19 protein-coding genes and 1 pseudogene are annotated in these 21,294 nt (G+C 68.4%); 7 read left to right on the top strand and 13 right to left on the bottom strand.

Annotated features, from left to right (window positions below):
* Positions 1-1,386 carry an FAD-binding oxidoreductase gene (locus SACXIDRAFT_RS10865; protein ID WP_006238606.1) on the bottom strand — a complete coding sequence of 462 codons (1,386 nt, stop codon included), beginning with the start codon at positions 1,384-1,386 and terminating at the stop codon, positions 1-3.
* A 172-nt stretch (positions 1,387-1,558) separates the two neighbouring features.
* Here SACXIDRAFT_RS10865 and SACXIDRAFT_RS10860 point away from each other — a divergent pair, with 172 nt between their 5' ends.
* From SACXIDRAFT_RS10860 to SACXIDRAFT_RS10850, 3 genes and pseudogenes are all read left to right on the top strand, one after another.
* The gene (locus tag SACXIDRAFT_RS10860; RefSeq protein WP_006238605.1) at positions 1,559-2,077 is read left to right on the top strand and encodes a MarR family winged helix-turn-helix transcriptional regulator; all 519 of its coding nucleotides are present in this window, start codon (positions 1,559-1,561) and stop codon (positions 2,075-2,077) included.
* Positions 2,074-3,675, top strand: a pseudogene (locus tag SACXIDRAFT_RS10855) (MDR family MFS transporter); the annotation flags it as partial. The gene SACXIDRAFT_RS10860 and the pseudogene SACXIDRAFT_RS10855, both read left to right, overlap by 4 nt.
* 154 nt (positions 3,676-3,829) lie before the next feature.
* A complete protein-coding gene (locus SACXIDRAFT_RS10850) occupies positions 3,830-4,501 on the top strand; it encodes a DedA family protein (protein ID WP_006238603.1) in 672 nt (223 codons plus the stop codon).
* Positions 4,502-4,520: 19 nt separating this feature from the next.
* Here the strand turns inward: SACXIDRAFT_RS10850 and SACXIDRAFT_RS10845 are convergent, their stop codons facing one another.
* Both SACXIDRAFT_RS10845 and SACXIDRAFT_RS10840 read right to left on the bottom strand, forming a co-directional pair.
* Positions 4,521-5,156, bottom strand: coding sequence for a nucleoside/nucleotide kinase family protein (locus tag SACXIDRAFT_RS10845; RefSeq protein ID WP_006238602.1), 636 nt, complete (start codon positions 5,154-5,156; stop codon positions 4,521-4,523).
* Positions 5,153-6,022, bottom strand: coding sequence for a PfkB family carbohydrate kinase (locus tag SACXIDRAFT_RS10840; RefSeq protein WP_006238601.1), 870 nt, complete (start codon positions 6,020-6,022; stop codon positions 5,153-5,155). The genes SACXIDRAFT_RS10845 and SACXIDRAFT_RS10840 overlap by 4 nt, the downstream gene beginning before the upstream one ends.
* A gap of 123 nt (positions 6,023-6,145) precedes the next feature.
* Here SACXIDRAFT_RS10840 and SACXIDRAFT_RS10835 point away from each other — a divergent pair, with 123 nt between their 5' ends.
* Complete coding sequence (locus SACXIDRAFT_RS10835; protein ID WP_006238600.1) at positions 6,146-7,162, top strand: LacI family DNA-binding transcriptional regulator; 1,017 nt, start codon at positions 6,146-6,148, stop codon at positions 7,160-7,162.
* Between the two features lie 19 nt (positions 7,163-7,181).
* Here the strand turns inward: SACXIDRAFT_RS10835 and SACXIDRAFT_RS10830 are convergent, their stop codons facing one another.
* The 4 genes from SACXIDRAFT_RS10830 to SACXIDRAFT_RS10815 form a co-directional block, all read right to left on the bottom strand.
* On the bottom strand, positions 7,182-7,877 hold the full coding sequence (locus tag SACXIDRAFT_RS10830) for a TrmH family RNA methyltransferase (RefSeq protein WP_006238599.1): 696 nt from the start codon (positions 7,875-7,877) through the stop codon (positions 7,182-7,184).
* Positions 7,874-8,263 carry a DUF2784 domain-containing protein gene (locus SACXIDRAFT_RS10825; RefSeq protein ID WP_006238598.1) on the bottom strand — a complete coding sequence of 130 codons (390 nt, stop codon included), beginning with the start codon at positions 8,261-8,263 and terminating at the stop codon, positions 7,874-7,876. The genes SACXIDRAFT_RS10830 and SACXIDRAFT_RS10825 overlap by 4 nt, the downstream gene beginning before the upstream one ends.
* Positions 8,264-8,363: 100 nt before the next feature.
* Positions 8,364-8,945: an orotate phosphoribosyltransferase gene (gene pyrE, locus SACXIDRAFT_RS10820; RefSeq protein ID WP_006238597.1), complete on the bottom strand. Its 582-nt coding sequence runs from the start codon at positions 8,943-8,945 to the stop codon at positions 8,364-8,366.
* A 26-nt stretch (positions 8,946-8,971) separates the two neighbouring features.
* Positions 8,972-9,739 (bottom strand): SDR family NAD(P)-dependent oxidoreductase, encoded by a 768-nt coding sequence (locus tag SACXIDRAFT_RS10815; protein ID WP_006238596.1) that lies wholly within the window; start codon positions 9,737-9,739, stop codon positions 8,972-8,974.
* 96 nt (positions 9,740-9,835) lie between these two features.
* Between SACXIDRAFT_RS10815 and SACXIDRAFT_RS10810 the strand changes: the two genes are divergently transcribed.
* Positions 9,836-10,378 carry a hypothetical protein gene (locus SACXIDRAFT_RS10810; RefSeq protein ID WP_006238595.1) on the top strand — a complete coding sequence of 181 codons (543 nt, stop codon included), beginning with the start codon at positions 9,836-9,838 and terminating at the stop codon, positions 10,376-10,378.
* Positions 10,379-10,396: 18 nt separating this feature from the next.
* Here SACXIDRAFT_RS10810 and SACXIDRAFT_RS10805 read toward each other — a convergent pair whose 3' ends face one another.
* Complete coding sequence (locus SACXIDRAFT_RS10805; protein WP_006238594.1) at positions 10,397-11,116, bottom strand: TtfA family protein; 720 nt, start codon at positions 11,114-11,116, stop codon at positions 10,397-10,399.
* Positions 11,117-11,196: 80 nt separating this feature from the next.
* Positions 11,197-13,803 carry an ATP-dependent chaperone ClpB gene (clpB, locus tag SACXIDRAFT_RS10800; protein WP_006238593.1) on the bottom strand — a complete coding sequence of 869 codons (2,607 nt, stop codon included), beginning with the start codon at positions 13,801-13,803 and terminating at the stop codon, positions 11,197-11,199.
* Positions 13,804-13,970: 167 nt separating this feature from the next.
* Between clpB and SACXIDRAFT_RS10795 the strand changes: the two genes are divergently transcribed.
* Together SACXIDRAFT_RS10795 and SACXIDRAFT_RS10790 are read left to right on the top strand one after the other, a co-directional pair.
* Entirely contained in the window at positions 13,971-15,563 is a 1,593-nt protein-coding gene (locus SACXIDRAFT_RS10795; protein WP_006238592.1) for an alanine/glycine:cation symporter family protein, read from the top strand.
* A 252-nt stretch (positions 15,564-15,815) separates the two neighbouring features.
* Positions 15,816-17,003, top strand: a complete 1,188-nt coding sequence (locus SACXIDRAFT_RS10790; protein WP_006238591.1) for an FAD-binding oxidoreductase — start codon at positions 15,816-15,818, stop codon at positions 17,001-17,003.
* Positions 17,004-17,014: 11 nt separating this feature from the next.
* Here SACXIDRAFT_RS10790 and SACXIDRAFT_RS10785 read toward each other — a convergent pair whose 3' ends face one another.
* The 4 genes from SACXIDRAFT_RS10785 to dnaK are packed head-to-tail and all read right to left on the bottom strand — an operon-like array spanning position 17,015 to position 21,281.
* Positions 17,015-17,455, bottom strand: coding sequence for a heat shock protein transcriptional repressor HspR (locus tag SACXIDRAFT_RS10785; RefSeq protein WP_006238590.1), 441 nt, complete (start codon positions 17,453-17,455; stop codon positions 17,015-17,017).
* Between the two features lie 8 nt (positions 17,456-17,463).
* Entirely contained in the window at positions 17,464-18,630 is a 1,167-nt protein-coding gene (dnaJ, locus tag SACXIDRAFT_RS10780) for a molecular chaperone DnaJ (RefSeq protein ID WP_006238589.1), read from the bottom strand.
* A gap of 27 nt (positions 18,631-18,657) precedes the next feature.
* On the bottom strand, positions 18,658-19,425 hold the full coding sequence (gene grpE / locus SACXIDRAFT_RS10775; RefSeq protein ID WP_006238588.1) for a nucleotide exchange factor GrpE: 768 nt from the start codon (positions 19,423-19,425) through the stop codon (positions 18,658-18,660).
* A complete protein-coding gene (gene dnaK / locus SACXIDRAFT_RS10770; protein WP_006238587.1) occupies positions 19,422-21,281 on the bottom strand; it encodes a molecular chaperone DnaK in 1,860 nt (619 codons plus the stop codon). The genes grpE and dnaK overlap by 4 nt, the downstream gene beginning before the upstream one ends.
* Between the last annotated feature and the right edge of the window lie 13 nt (positions 21,282-21,294).

The following is a 21,294-nucleotide window of genomic DNA, read 5'->3' as shown; positions in this document are numbered from 1 at the left end:
TCACATCGAGAACATCGAGCCGGGGTTGAAGAGGTTGTCCGGGTCGAGTGCCCGCTTGAGGCGACGGTGGACGTCGAGCCCGACGGGACCGATCTCCCTCGCCAGCCAGTCCTGCTTGAACTTGCCGACACCGTGCTCGCCGGTGATCGTGCCGCCGAGCGAGAGCCCGAGGTCGAGGATCGCGTCGAACGCGCGCCGGGCCCTGTCGAACTCGCCGTCGGCCGTCGCGTCGTAGACGACGGTCGGGTGCATGTTGCCGTCACCGGCGTGACCGACCACGGCCACCGTGAGGCCGGTGTCGTCGGCGATGCGCTCGCAGCCGGTGATGAGGTCGGCGATGCGCGTCCTCGGCACGCACACGTCGTCGGTCATGCACGATCCCGTGCTCTCCAGCGCGCTGTGCGCCACCCTTCGGGCCTTCATGAGCAGGTCTCCCTCGGCGGGATCGCCTGTCTGGTAGGTCATCTCGGCTCCCGCGTCGGCACAGATGCGCTCGACGGCCTCCAACTCGGCGATCGCCTGCGCGCCACCGGTGTCGGACTGGCAGAGCAGCAACGTCCCCGAATCGGAACCGGTGCCGAGGTCGGTGTGCAGGTAGTCCTGCACCGCCCTGATGGTCGTCGCGTCCATGACCTCCATCAGCGACGGCACGAGGCCGTCCCGCACGATGCGGCTCACGGCCGTGCCCGCGGAGACGGCGGAGGGGAACGCGGCGACCAGCGTCGCGGGAGCCTGCGGCAGCGGCCGCAACGCCAGCGTGGCCTCTGTGATGACGCCGAGCGTGCCCTCGCTTCCCACGAAGAGCCGGGTCAGGTCGTAGCCCGCGACGCCCTTGACCGTGCGCCGTCCCGTTCGCAGCACCGAACCGTCGGCGAGCACGACCTCGAGGCCGAGCACGAAGTCCGCCGTGACGCCGTACTTCACGCAGCACAGGCCCCCCGCGTTGGTGGCGAGGTTGCCGCCGACCGTGCACCAGTCGTAGCTGGAAGGGTCGGGAGGGTAGAACAGACCGTGCTTGGCCACGGCGTCCCGCAGAGCCTGGTTCACCACACCGGGCTGGACCACGGCGAGCCGGTCGGCCGGGTCGATCTCGACGATCCGGTCGAGTTTGGTCATGACCAGGACGACGCAGCCGTCAACGGCGTTGGCGGCACCGGACAGCCCGCTTCCGGCGCCCCTCGGCACGATCGGCACCGTCGCCTCGGCACACGCGCGCACAGCCGCGCGGACGCCCTCGACGTCGTCGGGCAGCACCACGGCCAGCGGCCTTCCCGCAGGCGCGAGCGGCATCTGGTCGCGGGCGTAGGAGGCCATGACGTCGGGGTCCGTCACCACGGCGTCGGCGCCGAGGTCGGCGCGCAGTCTGCCGAGTAGGGCGTTGCTCATGGCGTAACGCTAACGGGTGAGGGGCCAATCTCCAGCACGCGGTGAGGCGGGTGCTGGATGCCGGACGTGTGACTCCTCACAGGAAATTCAGTTGCCGTGCGACCACGGGCACGGGGATCGTGGGGAACGAAAGTTGCTTGTATCCACCAACCATGCCGGCGGGAAATCGATCATGACAGAGCGGCCCCAGCACGCCCCATTCCCGTGTCGCGGGACGCCCGACGGCAGCGCCGATCAACTGGCCACCCAGCTGATCCGCCTCGTCCGGCTCGTCTCCCGCGTCAAGTCCCGGATCACGAAGGTGGGCCCCGAAGGCTTGGAGAGCGCGGCCTACGCCATCCTCTTCCACCTCATCGACAAGGGACCGCAGCGGGCCAGCCACCTCGCCGAAGTCCTGCACTCCGACATCTCCACCATCAGCAGGCAGAGCAGCACACTGGTGGACCACGGCCTCGTGGAGCGGCAGGCCGATCCCGAGGACGGGCGGGCCTCGCTGCTCGCCGTCACGCAGGAAGGGCTTCGCATCTTCGAGGCCAACCGCAGGGCGCGCAACGAGTGGCTGGAGCAGGTTCTCTCCGCGTGGACCGACGCCGACCGGATCGCCTTGAACAGCCTGCTGTCCCAGCTCAACAACCACATCGAGACGTGCGGTCCGCTGGCTGACCGTACAGGCAAGGGGGAATGCACATGACCACCGCAGCACAGGAATCGGCGGCGAGACCGGGAGATCCACATCCCGAGGACGACGCGCCCGCACTGAGCCACCGGCAGATCGTCGTCATCCTCATCGGGCTGATGACCGGCATGTTCCTCGCCGCGCTCGACCAGACGGTCGTGGGTACCGCGATCCGGACGATCGCCGACGACCTGCACGGCCTGAGCATGCAGGCGTGGATCACGACGGCCTACCTGATCACAGCCACCATCTCCACCCCGATCTACGGCAAGCTGTCCGACATCTACGGGCGCAAGCCCTTCTACCTCGCGGCCATCACGATCTTCGTGGTGGGCTCACTCGCCTCCGCCTTCGCGGAGAGCATGTACTCGCTGGCCGCGTTCAGAGCCGTTCAGGGTGTCGGCGCTGGCGGGCTCATGTCGCTCGCCCTGACCATCCTCGGTGACCTCGTTCCGCCCCGGGAACGCGCCCGGTACCAGGGCTTCTTCCTCGCCGTGTTCGGTACGTCCACGGTGCTCGGGCCCGTGCTCGGCGGCTTCTTCGCCGGACTGGACCCCGTGTTCGGCTTCGAGGGCTGGCGCTGGGTGTTCCTCGTGAACGTCCCGCTCGGCGCGATCGCCCTGTTCGTGGTCGCCAAGGTGCTGAACGTGCCGCACACCCGGCACGATCACCGCATCGACTGGTGGGGCGGGTTCGCGCTCGTGGTGTGCCTCGTGCCGTTGCTGCTCGTGGCCGAGCAGGGCCGCGAATGGGGCTGGGGCTCGCAGGCCGCCCTCATCTGCTACGTCGTCGGCGCGATCGGTCTCGTGCTCTTCCTCGCCGTCGAGCGGCGCATGGGCGACGAGGCACTGATCCCGCTCCGGCTGTTCCGCAACTCGACCTTCAGTGTCGCGATCGCCGGTGGGGTCATCGTCGGCATCGCCATGTTCGGCGCCATGATGCTGATCCCGCAGTACCTCCAGATCGTCCAGGGCTACTCGCCCACCGCGTCAGGGATGCTGATGTTGCCGTTGATGGTCGGCGTCATGTCGGCTTCGGTGATCTCGGGGCAGCTGACTTCCCGCACCGGCCGCTACAAGATCTTCCCTCTCGTCGGAACCGCACTGATGACGGTGGGGATGGTGCTGTTCGCGCAGGTCGAGTGGAACACTCCCGTGTGGAAGTCGATGATCGTCATGGCGATCATCGGATTCGGGCTCGGCAACTGCATGCAGACACTCATCATCGCCGTGCAGAACGCGGGGCCGCGTCGCGACATGGGCGTCTCGACGGCGTCGGCGACCTTCTTCAGGCAGATCGGCGGCACGCTCGGCGTCGCGGTGTTCCTCTCCATCGTGTTCAGCACGCTGACGGACAACATCGCAGCCGCGTTCACCGCCTCCGGCCTTCCGCCCGAGGCCATGCGGTCCGTGAACGGCAACGTGATGGAGGACTCGTCGTTCCTGCAGCAGCTCCCGATCGAGCAGGCCGAGCCGTTCTTCGTCGGGTTCACGGAGTCGATCAGCTCGGTGTTCTACCTCGGCGCCGCGGTGTCGGCACTGGCCTTCGTCGTGCTGCTGTTCATGAAGGAGATCCCGCTGACGGGCGGTCCTGCCAAGAAGGACGCCGAAGCCGGGAACGACTCGCCTGAGACGGACAGCGCCGCCGCCGCGATGGCCTGAACCGGGGTGCCGCGTCGTCCTATCGCTTCGTGACGGCGCGGCACACCCACCGTGTCGATCTCGGCGGGATTTCCTACGACGCTCACGAGGCACGTACGCTGCCGACGTGGATGCAGTGAACGCCGAAGCCACGGCGGTCGGCCTCGACTGGCTGGCGACCGCGGGACCGCTGCTGGTGTGGGCCATTGTCCTCAGCTTCGTGTTCGTCGAATGTGCGCTGATCGTCGGGCTCTTCCTGCCCGGCGACTCCCTGCTCTTCGCCGCGGGCGTGGTGCTGGCGCAACACGACTCCGAGGGGCAGGCGTGGGCGCTGTCCGGCGTCGCTCTCGTCACGGCCGTCGTCGGCAATCAGGTCGGGTACTACGTGGGAAGGCAGACGGGCACGCGGTTCATCGCCCGAAGGGGCGGACGGGTGCTCAACAAGCCGAACCTCGACCGCGCGAAGGCGTTCCTCGATCGCAGGGGTTTCCTCGCCATTGTCGCGGCGCGCTGGATCCCGTGGATACGCACGCTGGCTCCCCTCGTCGCGGGAGCCGCGGGCATGAACTCGCGCAGATTCATGCTGGCCACCACAGCCGGGGCGATCCTGTGGGTTCCCACGCTGGTTCTCCTCGGCTTCTACGCCGCAGGCCTGCTGACGTCGATTCCGTGGCTCAACACGGTGCTCGTGTGGGGCAGCGTGGTGTTCTTCGTGTTCGGCACCGCCTACGGCGTGTGGCGCTACCGCCAGGAAATGCGCAAGCCGGTGGACGACAGGACCGAGACCGCCAGCGCCTGACGCCCACCCCCGAGGCCGTTCACACCGCGAAGTGCGGCAGTTCCATATCCTTGATCACCAGGTCGGCTCGCGTGGCCGTGGGCGCGATGAGGTCGGCATTGCGCTGGTCGGAACCACGGGCGCGCTGCTGAGCCTCCACCAGCGAACGCCCGAACTTGCGGTGCCGCGTCACGAGCCGTTCGATGCGGTCGTCCTCGTCCGGTTCGAGGAACCACACCTCGTCGATCAACGACCGCAGCTCGCCCCACGGGTCTGTGTCCAGCAGCAGATAGTTCCCCTCGGTGATCACCAGGCGCACCTTCTCCGACACGGGAACGGCACCCGCGATGGGCTCCTCGATCTCCCTGCGGAACTCCGGCGCGTACACCGTTTCCGTGCCTGCCGCGAGCCGCCGGATGAGGTGCACGTAGCCATGTGCGTCGAAGGTGTCCGGTGCACCCTTGCGGTCGGTGCGCCCGAGCCGGTTCAGCTCCACCTGCGCGAGGTGGAAACCGTCCATGCCCACGACTGCCGCCTGCGCGCCAAGCGCGTCGGCCAGCCGCCACGCCAGCGTTGTCTTACCGGAAGCCGGAGCACCTGCGATACCCAGCACTGTCCGCTCACCCCGCTCTGCCAGGGCGTGTGCGCGGTTCAGCAGTTCCTCGAACGATGTCATCTCTCTCCCATCATCGCCCTGACCGGGCCGATCCAGCTTCGGGGGCCTGCGTGCCGAACGCGCTCCGACGCGACAGCGTTCGCGAACGCGATCCGCTCTTCGATGTCGGAAAGCCCGGCGCGGAACACGAGTGCACCGTGCCACACGTCACCCGCTCCCAGCGTGTCGCGTGCGTCCACCTCGGGGACGGCGACCTCACCCTCGCCATGCGGGCCACGCCAGCGCACGGGGTCAGGACCCGCCGTGGTGATCACGACCTCGACGCCGTCGAGCGCTCCCTCCGGGGCTGTGAATCCCGCCGAGCAGGCCACGACGTCGGCGTGGGGAAAGACATCGGCGAACACCGGCTTCCAGCTCCCCGCGTCCACCACGACGGGCCGGTCGTGAGCCCGCGCCAGGGCCACGGCGGCACGAGCGAGTGCGGGGTAGTGGCCGTCCACAAGCACTGCCTTCGGCTGCCTTCCGGCAAGTGCGGCGTCGAGTGCCTCTGGACCGAAACCGGCGAGTAGCCGGGCGTCGGCGGCATCGTCGGCGCCCGGGGAGACGACGACGCGCTCACCGTCGCGCTCACGCACGGCGACCGCGCTCAGCGGTGGAGGCCGGTCCCACTGCGGCAGCGCGTCCAGCACGGTGACACCGCACTCGGCGAGGTCGGCGCGAGCGAGCTCGGCGAGCGGGTGGCGACCGAGCACCGTGAGCAGCAGTGGCTCTCCGCCGAGTGCCGCGACCGCGACGGCGGCACCGGCCGCGGGGCCGCCCGCAGCAAGTGCCATGTCCCGAGAACGCACCTTCTGCCCGGGTTCGGGCAGGTATTCGACGCGCTGGACGAGATCGACGGTGCACAGCCCCGCCAACAGCACGCTCACCGTGGAAAAACCTCCCGACCCGACGTCCTGCCAGGCACGGTAGGCAAGGACTATTCTGCGCTGCAAGCGTTTGCGCAAACGCTTGGCAGTGTTCCGGCGCACTGTGAGCGAAGGGGACGAACCATGCCGCCGTCTCGAAGGCCCACGCAGCGCGACATCGCCGAGCTGGCCGGTGTCTCCATCACCACCGTCTCGCACGTGGTCAACGGCACCCGGCCCGTGGCCCCTGCCACAAGGACGGCGGTGCTCGACGCCATCGCCAGCACGGGCTACACCGGCGACGTGATCGCCCGCTCCCTCGTCACCGGAGGAACCCGCTCGATCGGCGTCGCGATCTCGCTGCTGGCCAATCCGTACTTCGCCACCCTCATCCAGGCCATCGAGCGCGAGGCCGCCGCGTCCGGGTACACGGTGCTGCTCTCCGACACCCACGACACCGTGGAGACCGAACAGGACGTCGTGAGGGCGCTCCGGGCACGTCGCGTCGAGGGTGTGCTGCTGACACCCGTCCCCGGCGACGCAGGGGTGCAGGCGGAACTGAGCGCGATGGGAACGCCGACCGTGCTCGTCGATCGGCTCAGCCCCAAGGGCCAGCACGACCAGATCGGCGCCGAGAACATCCAGGCAACCTCGGCGCTCACGGAACACCTCTGCGCACGCGGTCATCGCCGCATCGGCCTCGTCAGCGGGGCGGAGAGACTCGCCACCAGCGACGAACGCACCCTCGGCTACCGGCTCGGACTCGGCAGATCCGGATTGCCGTGGAACGCCGAACTCGTGGCATGCGGGCACTCCGAACGGCGCGGCGGAGCCCATGCGCTCGCGCGGCTGCTCGACCTGCCCGACCCCGTGACGGCCGTGGTCGTGGCCAACGACGCGATGATGGTCGGCGTGCTCCACGAGGCGAGGCGGCGCGGCCTGCGGATCGGCACCGACCTCGCCGTCGTGGGATACGACGATCCCGAGTGGGCCGACCTCGTCGATCCCCCGCTGACGACCATGGCACAGCCCGTCGCGGAGATCGGCAGATCGGCGGTGCGGCTACTGCTGAGCCGCCTGCGCGACCCTCACCGGCCGCCGGAGACCGTGCGCCTCCCGCCCGCACTGCGTCACCGCGGGTCGTGCGGGTGCCCGGAGTAGCAGTCAAGGCGCGAACAGCTCACCAGGCCGTCGAGAGGTCGGCGTGCTGCCGCACCCAGGCGTGCATCACGATGCCGGCAGCCACTCCCGCGTTGATCGATCGGGTCGTCCCGAACTGCGCGATCGAGACCACCATCGACGCGGCCCGCTGAGCGTCGCCGGACAGTCCAGGGCCTTCCTGCCCGAACAGCAGCACGCAATCCCTCGGCAACACGGCCGTCTCGATCGGCTGCGAGCCCGGTGTGTTGTCCACCGCGACGACCCTGAGCCCCTGCTCGGCGGCGAACTCCACGAGCCCTGACACCTCAGCATGGTGGTGCAGATGCTGGTAGCGGTCGGTGACCATCGCACCCCGGCGGTTCCACCTCCGCCTTCCCACGATGTGCACGGCCTTCGCCGCGAACGCGTTGGCCGTCCTGACCACCGTGCCGATGTTGTGGTCGTGCTGGAAATTCTCGATCGCGACGTGGAACGGATGCCTGCGGGCGTCAACGTCGGCGACGATCGCCTCCCTGCGCCAGTAGCGGTAGGCATCGACCACGTTGCGGCGATCACCGTGTTCGAGCAGCTCGGGGTCATAGCGCTCGTCCTCGGGCCACGGTCCCTCCCACGGGCCGACACCGATGTCGTCCCTGTGGGTCCACTCCGTCGGCCCCACCACCTCGACGGGCTCTTCGCGGGAGGATGTCGGGTTCTGGATCGTCCGGCCGTTCACCTCGCCATTGTGCGCGTGCCGGACGACTCGGGGACCGTGCGGGCCCGCCACCGCACATAGGCGCCGAGGTAGGAGAACAGCACCAGCACGAGTGCGCCGACACCGACGACGGGAAGCGCGTCGCGCGGGAACAGCGTGTCGTAGATGTAGTACGCGTTGAACCCGCCAGGCAGCGGTTCGAGCCCCCGCAGTCCTCGCAGGTAGTCCTCGAACTCCGTCAGCGGGCAGGCCAGTGGCAACACGTTCACCGCGACGCCCCACAGGGCGAAAAAGATGTGAATGAAGATCGACTTCGGCCAGAACCACGCGAGGAACCCGCCGAGGCCGATGTAGAGCAGGGCCAGGAAGTGCACGCCCGTCGTCAGCGTCGTCAGAAACCCCAGCATCGGCCACCTGCCCGTGTCGGCTCCCCCTTGATCAGGGCAACGGTACTCCGAAACGGGCAGGTGAGGCCGCATCCAAAAGGTGAGAAAGAGCGGGAATAGATCAGCTGAGGCCGAGATCGTCGAGGTCGAGCAGGTACCGGTACGGCAGACCCCTCGCCTCGATCGCCTCCTTGGCACCCGTCGCCCTGTCCACCACGGTGGCCACACCGACGACCGTGGCTCCCGCCTCGCGCAGCGCGTCCACGGCCGTGAGCACGCTGCCGCCCGTCGTCGAGGTGTCCTCGACGGCCAGCACGCGCTGACCAGCGACCTCCATGCCCTCGATGCGGCGCTGCATCCCGTGTTCCTTGAGCGACTTGCGGACCACGAAGGCGTCGAGCACGACATCGTCGGAGGCCGCGGAGTGCAACATGGCGGTGGCCACCGGGTCCGCGCCCAGCGTCAGACCGCCGACGGCCACGAAATCCCAGTCGGCCGTGAGCTGGCGCAGCAACTTGCCGATCAGCGGAGCGGCCCTGTGGTGCAGCGTGGCCCTGCGCAGATCCACGTAGTAGTCGGCCTCCACCCCGGATGCCAGGGTGACCTTGCCGTGCACCACACACAGCTCGGTGACCAGCCGAGCCAGTTCGATCTTCGCTGCTTGGTCGAGGGAAGGGTTCGCCACGAGCACCAAGTCTGACACGACGGATTTCCGTCCGAGGGCCCGCCTCAAGTGCGGTCGCGCCCCGCGAAGCGGCCACCGAGTCTGCGCACCAGTTCCCTCGGCAGCAGCCGCGCGACGGCCACCACAGCCTTGTAGCGCTTGCTCGGAACGGAGACGACCTTCCCTCGCTCGAGGTCGGCCAGCGCCTCGTCCACCACACGGTCCGCGGAGAGCCAGAACGCCTTCGGGCCGGTCTTGGCGAGCCCCGCCCGCTCGTGGAACTCGGTGTTCGTGAAGCCGGGGCACACGGCCATGACGCGAACGCCGGAGCCGTACAAGGCCGAAGCGAGCCCGTCGGTGAACGACGTCACCCATGCCTTGCTCGCCGTGTAGGTGGAGCCCCTTCCCGAGAAGAAGCCCGCCACGCTGGAGACGTTGACGATCGCCCCCGACCCGCGCTCGCGCATGGCTGGCAGCGCGGCCCTGCTCAACCGCAGCACCGCCGTCACGTTGACGTCGAGCTGGTGCTGCAACTCGTCCATCGACGCCGTCCAGAACTCGCCGGCGAGCCCCAGCCCCGCGTTGTTGACCAGCAGGTTCACGCCGGGGTCGGCAAGCCGCCGCTCCACGATCGCCATCCCGTCGCGGGTCGAGAGATCGGCAGGCAGCACCTCCACCGAAACGCCGTAGGTGGTACGGAGCACCTCGGCCTGCTCGGCCAGCCTGCGTTCGTCACGGGCCACCAGCACGAGGTCGTATCCCTGCGAGGAGAGCTTCTTCGCGAACGCCGCCCCGATACCGGCGGTCGCTCCCGTGATCAGTGCGACTGGCATGATCCCAAAGTACCCGCCCTGGAGATCGCGCCTCGGGACACAGGCAGTATCTTTCCACCGACCGCGCGGCTGGCCCGGCAAGAGGAATGAAGCCAGATGGAGAACGGTGACCTCGACTACCTGTCGTTCGTTCGCGGCTTCACGGCGGCACTCGAATCCTCGCGAGGCGGCGACAACGGTGAAGGCTTCGACGTCGAGCAGAGACCCGGCGACGCCGACGCCCCTGACGTGCGGGACCGTCCCGGTCTCGACGCGCACTCGTACTCGGAGGGTTTCGCGGCAGGCTCCCAGCCTGTCGAGCACACGCTGATTTACCGGGAACTGTCCATTCAGGACGGCGGACGCTTCACGGGAACACTCGACCTCTCCGGATTCGAACCGGAACCCGCCTTCCCCGACGAACACGACACGGTGTTCAGCCAGGCAGGCCGTTCCGGTGAGCCCGAGCACCCCGAGTTCGGGAGTGAAGGGGGCGGCTGGCACGAGCCGATCGACCAGTCGCGCACGGAGGAGACGCCCACCGTGGTCACGCCGTTCGCCACGCAGGACGAACCACGGCACGAACCCGAGCCGGGCAGGCGCGGTGAACCGCTGACGGACGACCGCGTGCACCTGTCGGGCACACTCGAACTCGGCTGAAGCCGTGCCCCGAACCGCTCAGTCGGCGCTGCCGTCCTCGGCCTTCGCGTCGCCCTGCGGGGAGCCGCCGACGCCACTGGCCAGACTCGGCCGCTGCACATCGTCGTCGAACGGGTCCACGATGTCGGCGATCTCGCCGAGGTCCCGCAGCAGGCGCTCCAGCCTCGAAGGACCCACGTTGGGCGCGACGCTGGCGAGCACCCACTCGCCTTCCAGCCACGCCACCCCGACGTCTCCGCCCAGCGCGTCGGCGGCGTCCACGAGGTCCTGACTGACCATCGCACGGGCCGAGGTGACGTCGTCGGCGAACGCGTACCGCTGGCCGACAGGCCCGAGCAGCTCGGGCATCTCCGCGCGCTGGAACGGCACGCTCGCGAGCCACAGTTCCAGCAGCACCGGATGAACCCGGTTGCAGCGCACGGCCACGATCACGGCGGGGATGACGTTGTCGGCCTCGATGTCGAAGACGAAAACGGGGCGACGACCGTCCGATGTGAACGTGGAGCCCGCGACGACGTTCACGGCACCCTGGGCGCCGAAGTAGCCGATCGCGCCGCCCGTCCACTGGCGGGGCAGCCGCTCGTCCTCCTCGACGTACTGCCAGCCCCGCAACTCCGCCCAGCGTGCGCGCTCGCGGTTACGCGAACTCTCCCGCGCTCGGTCGGCGGTGAGCAAGGCGAGCCCGGCCACCGCGGCGACGGCGGCGATGACGAACCAGATCCACGCTGGAATACCCACGGCGATACAGGGTAGCCGTCACGGCCCGCCAACCAAGATCAGCGGGCCGTGTCGGGCCTACCCTTTCGGAGCATTTTCGATCATTCGACGCGAGCGACCCGCAACGCGTCCTCTCCTGTGTCGAGTTCGGGCGTATCAACCCGCACCGTGTCGCCGTCCCTGATCTCGCCCGCGAGCAGCTTCTTCGCCAACTGGTCGCCGATCGCCGACTGCACCAGCCTGCGCAGCGGCCTCGCCCCGTAGATCGGGTCGTAGCCGTTGAGCGCGAGCCACTCGCGTGCGGCGGGGGTGACGTCGAGGGTGAGCCTTCGCTGCGAGAGCCGCCTCGCCAGCCTGCCAACCTGGATGTCCACGATCGAGGTGAGCTGTTCGGTGTCGAGCGCACCGAACACCACGACGTCGTCGAGCCGGTTGAGGAACTCGGGCTTGAAGTGCTTCTGCACGACGGCCATCACCGAGTCCTTGCGCTGCTCCTCTGACAGAGCAGGGTCGGCGATGATCTGCGAACCGAGGTTCGAGGTCAGCACCAGGATGGTGTTGCGGAAGTCCACCGTGCGGCCCTGCCCGTCGGTGAGCCGACCGTCGTCGAGCACCTGCAACAGCACGTCGAACACGTCGGGGTGGGCCTTCTCGACCTCGTCGAGCAACACCACCGAGTAGGGCCGCCTGCGAACCGACTCGGTGAGCTGGCCGCCCTGCTCGTAGCCGACGTAACCGGGAGGCGCTCCGACGAGCCTGGCCACCGAGTGCTTCTCGCTGTACTCGCTCATGTCGATGCGCAGAATCGCCCTCTCGTCGTCGAAGAGGAACTCCGCGAGGGCCTTGGCCAGCTCGGTCTTGCCGACACCGGTCGGGCCGAGGAAGAGGAACGACCCCGTCGGCCTGTCCGGGTCGGCCACTCCTGCGCGAGCGCGGCGAACCGCGTCCGACACGACTCGCACGGCGTCGGGCTGCCCGACAACGCGCTTGGCGAGCTCCTCCTCCATGCGCAGCAGCTTGCCGGTCTCGCCTTCGAGAAGCCTGCCTGCCGGAATCCCGGTCCACGCGCTCACCACGTCGGCGACGTCGTCGGCACCGACCTCCTCCTTGAGCATCACGTCGGTGGCCTTCTCCTCCGTGACCCTCGTGGCCTCCTCAAGCTCCTTCTCCAGAGCGGGGATGCGGCCGTAGCGCAGTTCGGCGGCCCTTCCGAGGTCGCCGTCACGCTCGGCCCTCTCCGACTCACCGCGCAACTGCTCAAGCTGCTCCTTCAGCTCCCGCACACGCTCGATGGAGCCCTTCTCGTTCTGCCACCTCGCGGTGAGCGCGTTCAGCTCCTCGCGACGTTCGGCCAGCTCCGCCCTCAGCGCGGCAAGGCGCTCCCTCGAGGCAGGATCGTCCTCCTTGGACAGTGCCATTTCCTCGATCTCCATACGCCGCACCGCGCGCTCGACCTCGTCGATCTCCACGGGGCGAGAGTCGATCTCCATGCGAAGGCGCGACGCCGCCTCGTCAACGAGGTCGATGGCCTTGTCGGGCAGGAACCGCGCCGTGATGTAGCGATCGGACAGCGTCGCAGCGGCGACCAGCGCCGCATCGGTGATCCGGACACCGTGGTGGACCTCGTAGCGTTCCTTCAGTCCACGGAGGATGCCGACGGTGTCCTCGACCGACGGCTCGCCCACCATGACCTGCTGGAACCGCCGCTCCAGCGCGGCGTCCTTCTCGATGTGCCTGCGGTACTCGTCGAGCGTGGTGGCACCAACCATGCGGAGTTCGCCTCGCGCGAGCATCGGCTTGATCATGTTGCCCGCGTCGAGGGAGGAGTCACCACCGCCTGCCGCTCCAGCGCCGACGATCGTGTGCAGCTCGTCGATGAACGTGACGACCTGGCCGTTCGATTCCTTGATCTCCTTCAGCACGGCCTTCAGGCGTTCCTCGAACTCGCCGCGGTACTTCGCGCCCGCCACCATCGAGCCGAGATCGAGCGCGACGACCCGCTTGCCGCGCAGCGACTCGGGCACGTCACCCGCCACGATCCGCTGGGCGAGTCCCTCGACGATCGCGGTCTTGCCGACACCGGGCTCACCGATCAGGACCGGGTTGTTCTTGGTGCGCCGCGACAGGACCTGGACGACCCTGCGGATCTCGGAGTCCCTGCCGATCACCGGGTCCAGTTCGCCGGCCCTCGCGCGCTCGGTGAGATCGACACCGTACTTCTCCAGCGCCTTGTATGTGCCTTCCGGCTCGGGAGTCGTGACTCTCGCCGAGCCACGGACCTGCGTGAACGCCTCCCGCAACGCCTCGGGTGTCGCCCCGTGCCGTTTGAGCAGGCTCGCGACCGGCCCGCCCTCCGAGGCGAGGCCGACGAGCACATGCTCGGTCGAAACGTATTCATCACCCAGCTCGGTGGCGAGCTTCTGCGCATGGGTCAGCGACTTCACGGCATGGGTGTCGAACTGCGGCGACGACACGGTGGCGCCCATCGCCGACGGCAGACCCGACGTGATCGGCTCCAGCTCCTTGCGGACGACGCCCGCGTCGGCGCCCACGGCCGCGAGCAGGGGAGTGGCCAGCCCGTCGCTCTGCGCCAGCAGAGCGCCGAGCAGGTGTGCGGGTGAGATCTCCGGGTTACCCGCCATGGTGGCGGCCTGGGCCGCAGAGGAGATCGCCTGTTGCGTTTTCGTGGTCGGGTTGAAAGCGTCCATCCCTCACCTCTGGTGTGTGCGAAGACCCTCTTCGACATCATCAACGTCAGAAAAGTTGAGTCTGTTCCACTCAACTAGCCACCATCGTGGAGTTTGGCAGTAACAACGGGTAACAGATACGCGCTTCCTCTTGTCTTGACCCACCCTTTGGGGTCAACTACCGGACCATGTCTGTCATCACCAGCGTTGCTGCCTCGTCGAGCCCACCGGCCGACACAGCGAACTCGGTCCTCGCGGCCGAACAGGGAGTCCTCGGCTCCATCGAGGAGAGCATCAACAGCGTCTTCCAACCCGTCACCGACGCGCTGTCCGGATTCGTCTTCGGCGAGGTCACCATCGGGAGCATCTCGTTCCCGTGGATCGTGGCCTGGCTGGTCGTCGCCGCGACCGTCTTCTCGATCTACTTCGGCTTCGTCCAGTTCCGGAAGTTCAAGCTCGCCGTGGACATCGTGCGCGGCAAGTACACCGACAAGGACGAGCCCGGCGAGATCAACCACTTCCAGGCGCTCGCCTCCGCGGTGTCGGGCACCGTGGGCCTCGGCAACATCGCCGGTGTCGGTGTGGCCGTCACCATCGGTGGGGCCGGCGCGACCTTCTGGATGATCGTCGCCGGCCTACTCGGTATGTGTACGAAGTTCGTGGAGTGCACCCTCGGCGTCAAGTACCGGGAGATTCACGAGGACGGCACCGTTTCCGGCGGGCCGATGCACTACCTGCGCAAGGGTCTCGCCGAGCGGCTCGGCAACGGCTTCGGCGCCGCGCTCGGCAAGATCCTCGCGGTCCTCGCCGCCATCATGCTGCTGTTCTTCGCCTTCGCGGGCGGCAACATGTTCCAGGCCAACCAGACCTTCGCCCAGCTCCGTGACGTCACCGGCGGCGACGACGGCCTGCTCGGCAGCAGCGGCGCCGCACTCGTCTTCGGCATCATCCTCGCCGTCCTCGTCGGCGCGGTCATCATCGGCGGGATCAAGTCCGTCGGCGCCGTGACCAGCCGCCTCGTGCCGACCATGGCGATCATCTACATCGCCGCGTGCCTCATCGTCATCCTCGTCAACTTCACCTCCATCCCCGCCGCGGTCGGGGAGATCCTCTCCGGCGCGTTCACCGCCGAAGGCGTCGTCGGCGGCACGATCGGCGCCCTGATCGTCGGCTTCCAGCGTGCTGCGTTCTCGAACGAGGCAGGCCTCGGCTCCGCCCCCATCGCGCACTCCGCCGTGAAGACGAAGAACCCGGTCACCGAGGGCTACGTCGCCCTGCTCGAACCGTTCATCGACACGGTCGTCGTCTGCACCATGACGGCGCTGACCATCGTGATCGCCAAGACCCAGTTCTGGGAGGACGCCAAGCTCGCCTACGTCGAGACAGGCGAGAAGGCCGACGGCGTCACCGTGACGTCCGAGTCCTTCGCCACGGTGCTGCCCTGGTTCCCCTACGTCCTGACCGTCGCCGTGGCGCTCTTCGCGATCTCCACGATCATCACCTGGGGCTACTACGGCCAGAAGGCGTGGGCGTTCCTGTTCGGCAAGTCGCGCGCGAGCGAGCGCCTCTACCAGGTGCTCTTCTGCCTGTTCGTGGTCGCGGGCTCCGTGCTGACCCTGGGCAGCGTCCTCGACTTCGCCGACGCGGTGCTGTTCCTCCTGGCCCTGTTCAACATCATCGGCCTCTACGTGCTCGTGCCCGTGGTGAAGAACGAGGTCAAGGACTTCGCCGCGAAGCTGCGGTCGGGTGAGGTGAAGAAGGTGGAGAAGGTGCGGAGCTGACGCTCCCCGCCACGTGCCGCACCTTCCCTTGCGATGATCGGCCCCCGAGGGCCGTCGCGGGCCGCTCCCGGTCGCGGCGACCTCGGGGGTCGAGCCGTGCGCCCGCCTCGCCGAGAGAGCCTCGCACCACCGGCTACCGCAGGTCTTAGGGCAGACTTACTGTTGGACCCGTCGTGTGCGACAGAAGGAGCCGAAGGTGTGCGTGGCAATGCGTACCACTCGCGCTCGGCGCGGACGCTGTGAGGCAGGCTGATGACAGACAGCCTGATCAGTCCCGTTCCCGAACTGGCCCCGCCCCGCAAGGCACCGCAGGCCGTCACCGACCTCGTCGAGAACATCGAGCGAACCTGGCAGTTCGCACGGCCGTACCGCGAGGAGGTGGAGCAGGAGTTCTACCGGCTGCTGTTCCACCTCTCGCCGTCGGCGCGGGAGTTCTTCCCTGTGAGCATGCAGGCGGAGAACGGGCGGGTCGTGCGCGCGCTGATCAGGGTCCTTCGCCTGGTGCACCGGCCCGACGACCTGGTGCCTGTGTTGCGGCAACTCGGCAGGGACCACCGCAAGTTCGAGCTGCACCCCTCGCACTACGAGGCCGTCGGCACAGCCCTGCTCGGCTCGTTGAAGCACTGCCTCGGGGCCGTCTGGACCCCCGAGGTGGAACGAGCCTGGGCCGAGGCGTACACGCTGGTGGCCAGGGCCATGCAGGACGCGGCCGCCGACGCCGAGGCCGACGGCGTCGAGCCTCCGTACTGGACGGGAACCGTGTCCGAGCACCACCGCCTGAGCTGGGATCTCGCGCTGGTGCGGGTCGAACTCGACCAGGCGATGCCGTACCGCGCAGGGCAGTACGTCACCGTCGAGGTACCGCAGCGGCCCCGGCTGTGGCGCTGCCTTTCCCCTGCCAACGCCCCACGAACGGACGGCTCGCTGGAGTTCCACGTCCGCGCCGTTGACGGCGGCTGGGTCTCCAGGGCCATCGTCGGGCACACCCAACCGGGCGACGTGTGGAAGTTCGGCGCGCCGATGGGCTGCCTCCAGGTCGATCGGGAGTCGAGAAGGCCGGTCCTCATGATCGCGGGCGGCACCGGGATCGCGCCGATCCAGGCGATCATCGACGACCTCGGCCGCTGGGTGGACAACCCCGAGACCACACTGCTCTACGGCGCGCGCCACTGGGACGACCTCTACGCGCTCGACCGGCTTTACTCGTTCTCCACCAGCAACCCGTGGCTGACGGTGTGGCCCGTCGTCGAGGACACATCGTCCACACCGGACGCCGAGCAGGCCACGACAGCCGAGGCGGTGACGCGCTGGGGGCCGTGGACGGAGCACGACATTCTCGTGTCAGGGCCCGCCGCCATGATCGAAGCGACGGTGACCGAACTGCTGCGTGTCGGCGTCCACCCCAGCCAGATCCGCTACGACCCGTTCCTCACCGCGTGAGGCGTCCGCCGTCACGGCCTGCCGGGACGCCACACCACCAGTGCGTTCTGCCTCCTGGCCGGGACGAGATCCTTACGGTAGGAGGCATGCACGGCAGCGGCGGCCTGCTCGGCGGCGGCGTAGGCCGAGGCGAGTTCCTCCGACAGCTCCGCCACCCGCTGCCGCAGCGCTCCGACCTCGTTCTCCAGCTCGATGATGCGCTTGATCCCAGCGAGGTTGACCCCCTCCTCCTGGGACAGCCGCTGCACCTGGCGCAACTGGGCGATGTCGCGCATCGAGTAGCGCCGACCGCCCCCTGGCGTCCTGCCGGGGCTGACCAGGCCGAGCCTGTCGTACGACCGCAGCGTCTGGGCATGCAAGCCCGACAGCTGCGCCGCGACGGAGATGACGAAGACCGGTGTGTCTTCGTCAGCTCCGTGCGGCAACCCGAGCGGTGGACCGGAACCGAACATCACCAGCCTCACTCCCTGTCTCGCAACAGCGCGGTGATCTCAGGGCGCGGATCGTGTGCCGCGACCGCCTCGGCGTAGCGTCGCAACGCTTCGGTGGCCTCGTCGTCCAGTTTGGCAGGAACCACGACCTGGAGGGTGACGAGAAGGTCACCCTGTGTCCCGTCCCTGCGCGTGATGCCCTTGCCGCGCACGCGCAGCACCCTGCCGCTTCCGGTACCCGGTGGGATCCTCACGGAGACCTTCGAGTCGAGCGTCGGCACGCTGACGGTCGCGCCAAGCGCGAGTTCGGAGAACTCCACCGGCAACGTGACGGTCAGGTCGTTGCCGGAACGGCCGAACAGCGGGTGCGGGTTGACGTGCACGCGAACGTAGAGGTCGCCCGCTGGAGCACCCCCGCGTCCCGGTTCGCCCTGACCGGCCAGCCGGATGCGCTGGTTGTCGTCAACGCCGGCAGGTATCCGCACCGTCAGCGTCCTGGTGCGGGTGCTGACGCCCTCACCGCCGCATTCCGGGCACGGCTCGTCGATCACGGTGCCGCGACCTCGGCAGTCCCGGCACGGCTCGGAGAAGGCGAACGCGCCCTGGCTGCGATTCACCAGACCGGCGCCCTGACACACAGGGCAGGTCCTCGGCTGCGTACCCGGCCGTGCGCCGTTGCCGCCACACGTGCCGCAGGTGGCCGGGCTGGACAGCCGCAGCGGCAGGGTCGCACCCCGCACCGCCTCGGTGAAGTCGATACGGACGTCAGTCTCCACATCGGCGCCCCGCTGTCCGCGCGGCGACGTCGTCGCGCCGCCTCTGCGACCGAACAGGTTGCCGAGCATGTCGCCGAGCCCGCCGAGCCCACCACCGGCGCCTGCGCCGAAGATGTCGCCGATGTTGACCCCTCCGGCACCTCCGCCGGGTGGCGGGAACCCGAAGCCGCCCGGTCCTGGCGAACCGAACAGCCTGCGGGCCTCGTCGTACTCCTTGCGCTTCTCCGGGTCCGACAGCACGCCGTACGCCTCGGAGACGGCCTTGAACTTCTTCTCGGCCTCGGCGTTGCCCGGATTGGCGTCAGGGTGGTTCTCCCTGGCCAGCTTGCGGTACGCGCGTTTGATCTCGTCGGCGGAGGCGTCGGAGGAGACGCCCAACTCGCGGTAGAAGTCCTTACCGAGCCACTCCCTCGCGCTCATCAGGCGTCCCCTCCCTCCAGCATCGCGTCAGCGTTGGTTCTCATCGGAATCGGTGAGCGGCAGCTCCCCGTTCACCGGCGGATCGACCGGGCCGTCACCTGCTGACCCGCTCGCCCCCGTGGCAGCCGTGGCAGCCGTGGGCGCCGATGCCGCGGCAGGCTCGTGGTCGGTGACACCCACGAGAGCCGCCCGCAGCACCCGGTCGCCGAACCGGTAACCGCGCCGCAGGACGGTGGTCACCGTCGGGCCTTCCACGTCGGGCGAGGTGCTGTGCTGCACCGCCTCGTGGACGGTCGGGTCGAACTCGTCGCCTTCTGCGGCGAAGGGTTCGAGCCCGGCCTTCTCCAGCACACCGACCAGCTTGTCGGCGACGGCCTTGAACGCACCGGTGAGGTCGCCGTGTGCCTCGGCCCGCTCGAGATCGTCGAGCAGCGGCAGCAGATCACCCACCACGGTGGCCTTGCCACTGTCGGCCATGGCGTCCCGCTCACGGTCAACCCGCCTGCGGTAGTTGGCGTACTCCGCCTGCACGCGTTGCAGATCGGCGGTGCGCTCCTCCAACTGCTTCCTCAGATCGGCGACCTCGCTCGCCGCAGGCCCCGCCTCTTCCGGCTCCCCAGCGGCGCTGCCGGAGGCGTCGGCCTGCGGTTGCTGCGCGGCAGGCACCTCCCGGCTCTCCTCGGAGGCGTCCACCGCGCGCAGCTCGCCGGTCTCGGGATCGATCTTTCGACGGTCCCGCACGACCACTGGCTCCTGTTCCCGCTCGTCGTCTCGCTCGGACTGGGGCTCGGTCACTTCTTGTCCTTGTTGTCCTCGTCCACGATCTCGGCGTCCACGACGTCGTCGCCCTTGGCCGAGGAGCCCTCTGACGCACCACCCGCAGCGCCGCCGTCACCGCCGGCCTGCGCGCCCGTGTTCGCGTACAGCGCGGTGGCCAGCTCCTGGGATGCGGAGTTCAGCTTCTCCACTGCCTCCTTGATCTTGGCTGTGTCGGTGCCCTTCAGCGCTTCCTTGGCGTCGTCGATCGCGGTCTTGACCTTGCCCTTGAGGTCCTCGGGCAGCTTCTCGTCGTTGTCCTTGACGAACTTCTCGGTCTGGTAGACCAGCGTCTCGGCCTGGTTGCGGGTCTCGGCCTCCTCGCGGCGCCTGCGGTCCTCCTCCGCGTGTGCCTCGGCGTCCTTGACCATGCGGTCGATGTCCTCCTGCGGCAGCGCGGAGCCACCGGTGATGGTCATCGACTGTTCCTTGTTTGTGCCGAGGTCCTTGGCCGTGACGTGCACGATGCCGTTGGCGTCGATGTCGAAGGTGACCTCGATCTGCGGCACACCGCGCGGTGCGGGCGGGATGCCCGTCAGCTCGAACATGCCGAGCTTCTTGTTGTGGGCAGCGATCTCACGCTCACCCTGGAACACCTGGATCTGCACCGACGGCTGGTTGTCGTCGGCCGTGGAGAAGATCTCCGAACGCTTCGTGGGGATCGTGGTGTTGCGCTCGATGAGCTTCGTGAACACCCCGCCCTTGGTCTCGATGCCCAGCGACAGCGGCGTGACGTCGAGCAGCAGGACGTCCTTCACCTCGCCCTTGAGCACACCGGCCTGAAGCGACGCACCGAGCGCGACGACCTCGTCCGGGTTCACGCCCTTGTTGGGCTCCTTGCCGCCGGTCAGCTCCTTGACGAGCTCGGAAACGGCGGGCATCCGCGTGGAGCCGCCCACGAGCACGACGTGGTCGATGTCGGCGACGGAGATGCCCGCGTCCCGCACCACGTTGTTGAACGGAGCCTTGGTGCGCTCCAGCAGGTCGGCGGTGATGCGCTGGAACTCGGCGCGCGACAGGGTCTCGTCGAGGAAAAGCGGGTTCTTGTCCGCGTCAACCGTGATGTAGGGCAGGTTGATGTTGGCGGTGGTCGAGCTCGACAGCTCGATCTTGGCCTTCTCCGCGGCCTCCTTGATGCGCTGGAGCGCCATGCGGTCCTTGGTCAGGTCGATGCCGTTCGAAGCCTTGAACTTCTCGACGAGCCAATCGACGATGCGCTGGTCCCAGTCGTCACCACCGAGGTGGTTGTCACCGCTCGTGGCTCGGACCTCGACGACGCCCTCGGCGATCTCCAGCAGCGACACGTCGAACGTGCCACCACCGAGGTCGAAGACCAGGATGGTCTGCTCCTTCTCGCCCTTGTCGAGACCGTAGGCGAGCGCGGCGGCGGTGGGCTCGTTGACGATGCGCAGCACGTTGAGGCCCGCGATCTGGCCTGCTTCCTTGGTGGCCTGGCGCTGCGCGTCCTCGAAGTACGCGGGAACGGTGATGACGGCGTCGGTGACCTCGTCACCGAGGTACGCCTCGGCGTCACGCTTCAGCTTCATCAGCACCCGCGCGCTGATCTCCTGCGGGGTGTACTGCTTGCCGTCGATGTCGGTCTTCCAGTCGGTGCCCATGTGCCGCTTCACAGAGCGGATGGTGCGATCGACGTTGGTGACGGCCTGGTTCTTGGCGGGCTGTCCCGTCAGCACCTCGCCGTTCTTGGCGAAAGCGACGACCGACGGTGTGGTGCGAGCTCCCTCGGAGTTGGCGATGACCGTCGGCTCACCACCTTCGAGGACCGCGACGACCGAGTTGGTCGTTCCCAGGTCGATGCCGACCGTGCGCGCCATGGTGTCTTTCCCT

The organism is Saccharomonospora xinjiangensis XJ-54, assembly GCF_000258175.1.
In the GTDB taxonomy this organism is placed as follows: Bacteria; Actinomycetota; Actinomycetes; order Mycobacteriales; family Pseudonocardiaceae; genus Saccharomonospora; species Saccharomonospora xinjiangensis.
This window is presented reverse-complemented; position numbering and strand designations above follow the sequence as displayed.

What these genes read in the sequence shown, in the direction of transcription:
- SACXIDRAFT_RS10865 (WP_006238606.1), bottom strand. Translation starts at nt 1,386, where the DNA reads ATGAGCAACGCCCTACTCGGCAGACTGCGCGCCGACCTCGGCGCCGAC.
- SACXIDRAFT_RS10860 (WP_006238605.1), top strand. Translation starts at nt 1,559, where the DNA reads ATGACAGAGCGGCCCCAGCACGCCCCATTCCCGTGTCGCGGGACGCCC.
- SACXIDRAFT_RS10845 (WP_006238602.1), bottom strand. Translation starts at nt 5,156, where the DNA reads ATGACATCGTTCGAGGAACTGCTGAACCGCGCACACGCCCTGGCAGAG.
- SACXIDRAFT_RS10835 (WP_006238600.1), top strand. Translation starts at nt 6,146, where the DNA reads ATGCCGCCGTCTCGAAGGCCCACGCAGCGCGACATCGCCGAGCTGGCC.
- SACXIDRAFT_RS10825 (WP_006238598.1), bottom strand. Translation starts at nt 8,263, where the DNA reads ATGCTGGGGTTTCTGACGACGCTGACGACGGGCGTGCACTTCCTGGCC.
- SACXIDRAFT_RS10815 (WP_006238596.1), bottom strand. Translation starts at nt 9,739, where the DNA reads ATGCCAGTCGCACTGATCACGGGAGCGACCGCCGGTATCGGGGCGGCG.
- SACXIDRAFT_RS10810 (WP_006238595.1), top strand. Translation starts at nt 9,836, where the DNA reads ATGGAGAACGGTGACCTCGACTACCTGTCGTTCGTTCGCGGCTTCACG.
- clpB (WP_006238593.1), bottom strand. Translation starts at nt 13,803, where the DNA reads ATGGACGCTTTCAACCCGACCACGAAAACGCAACAGGCGATCTCCTCT.
- SACXIDRAFT_RS10795 (WP_006238592.1), top strand. Translation starts at nt 13,971, where the DNA reads ATGTCTGTCATCACCAGCGTTGCTGCCTCGTCGAGCCCACCGGCCGAC.
- SACXIDRAFT_RS10790 (WP_006238591.1), top strand. Translation starts at nt 15,816, where the DNA reads ATGACAGACAGCCTGATCAGTCCCGTTCCCGAACTGGCCCCGCCCCGC.
- SACXIDRAFT_RS10785 (WP_006238590.1), bottom strand. Translation starts at nt 17,455, where the DNA reads ATGTTCGGTTCCGGTCCACCGCTCGGGTTGCCGCACGGAGCTGACGAA.
- dnaJ (WP_006238589.1), bottom strand. Translation starts at nt 18,630, where the DNA reads ATGAGCGCGAGGGAGTGGCTCGGTAAGGACTTCTACCGCGAGTTGGGC.
- dnaK (WP_006238587.1), bottom strand. Translation starts at nt 21,281, where the DNA reads ATGGCGCGCACGGTCGGCATCGACCTGGGAACGACCAACTCGGTCGTC.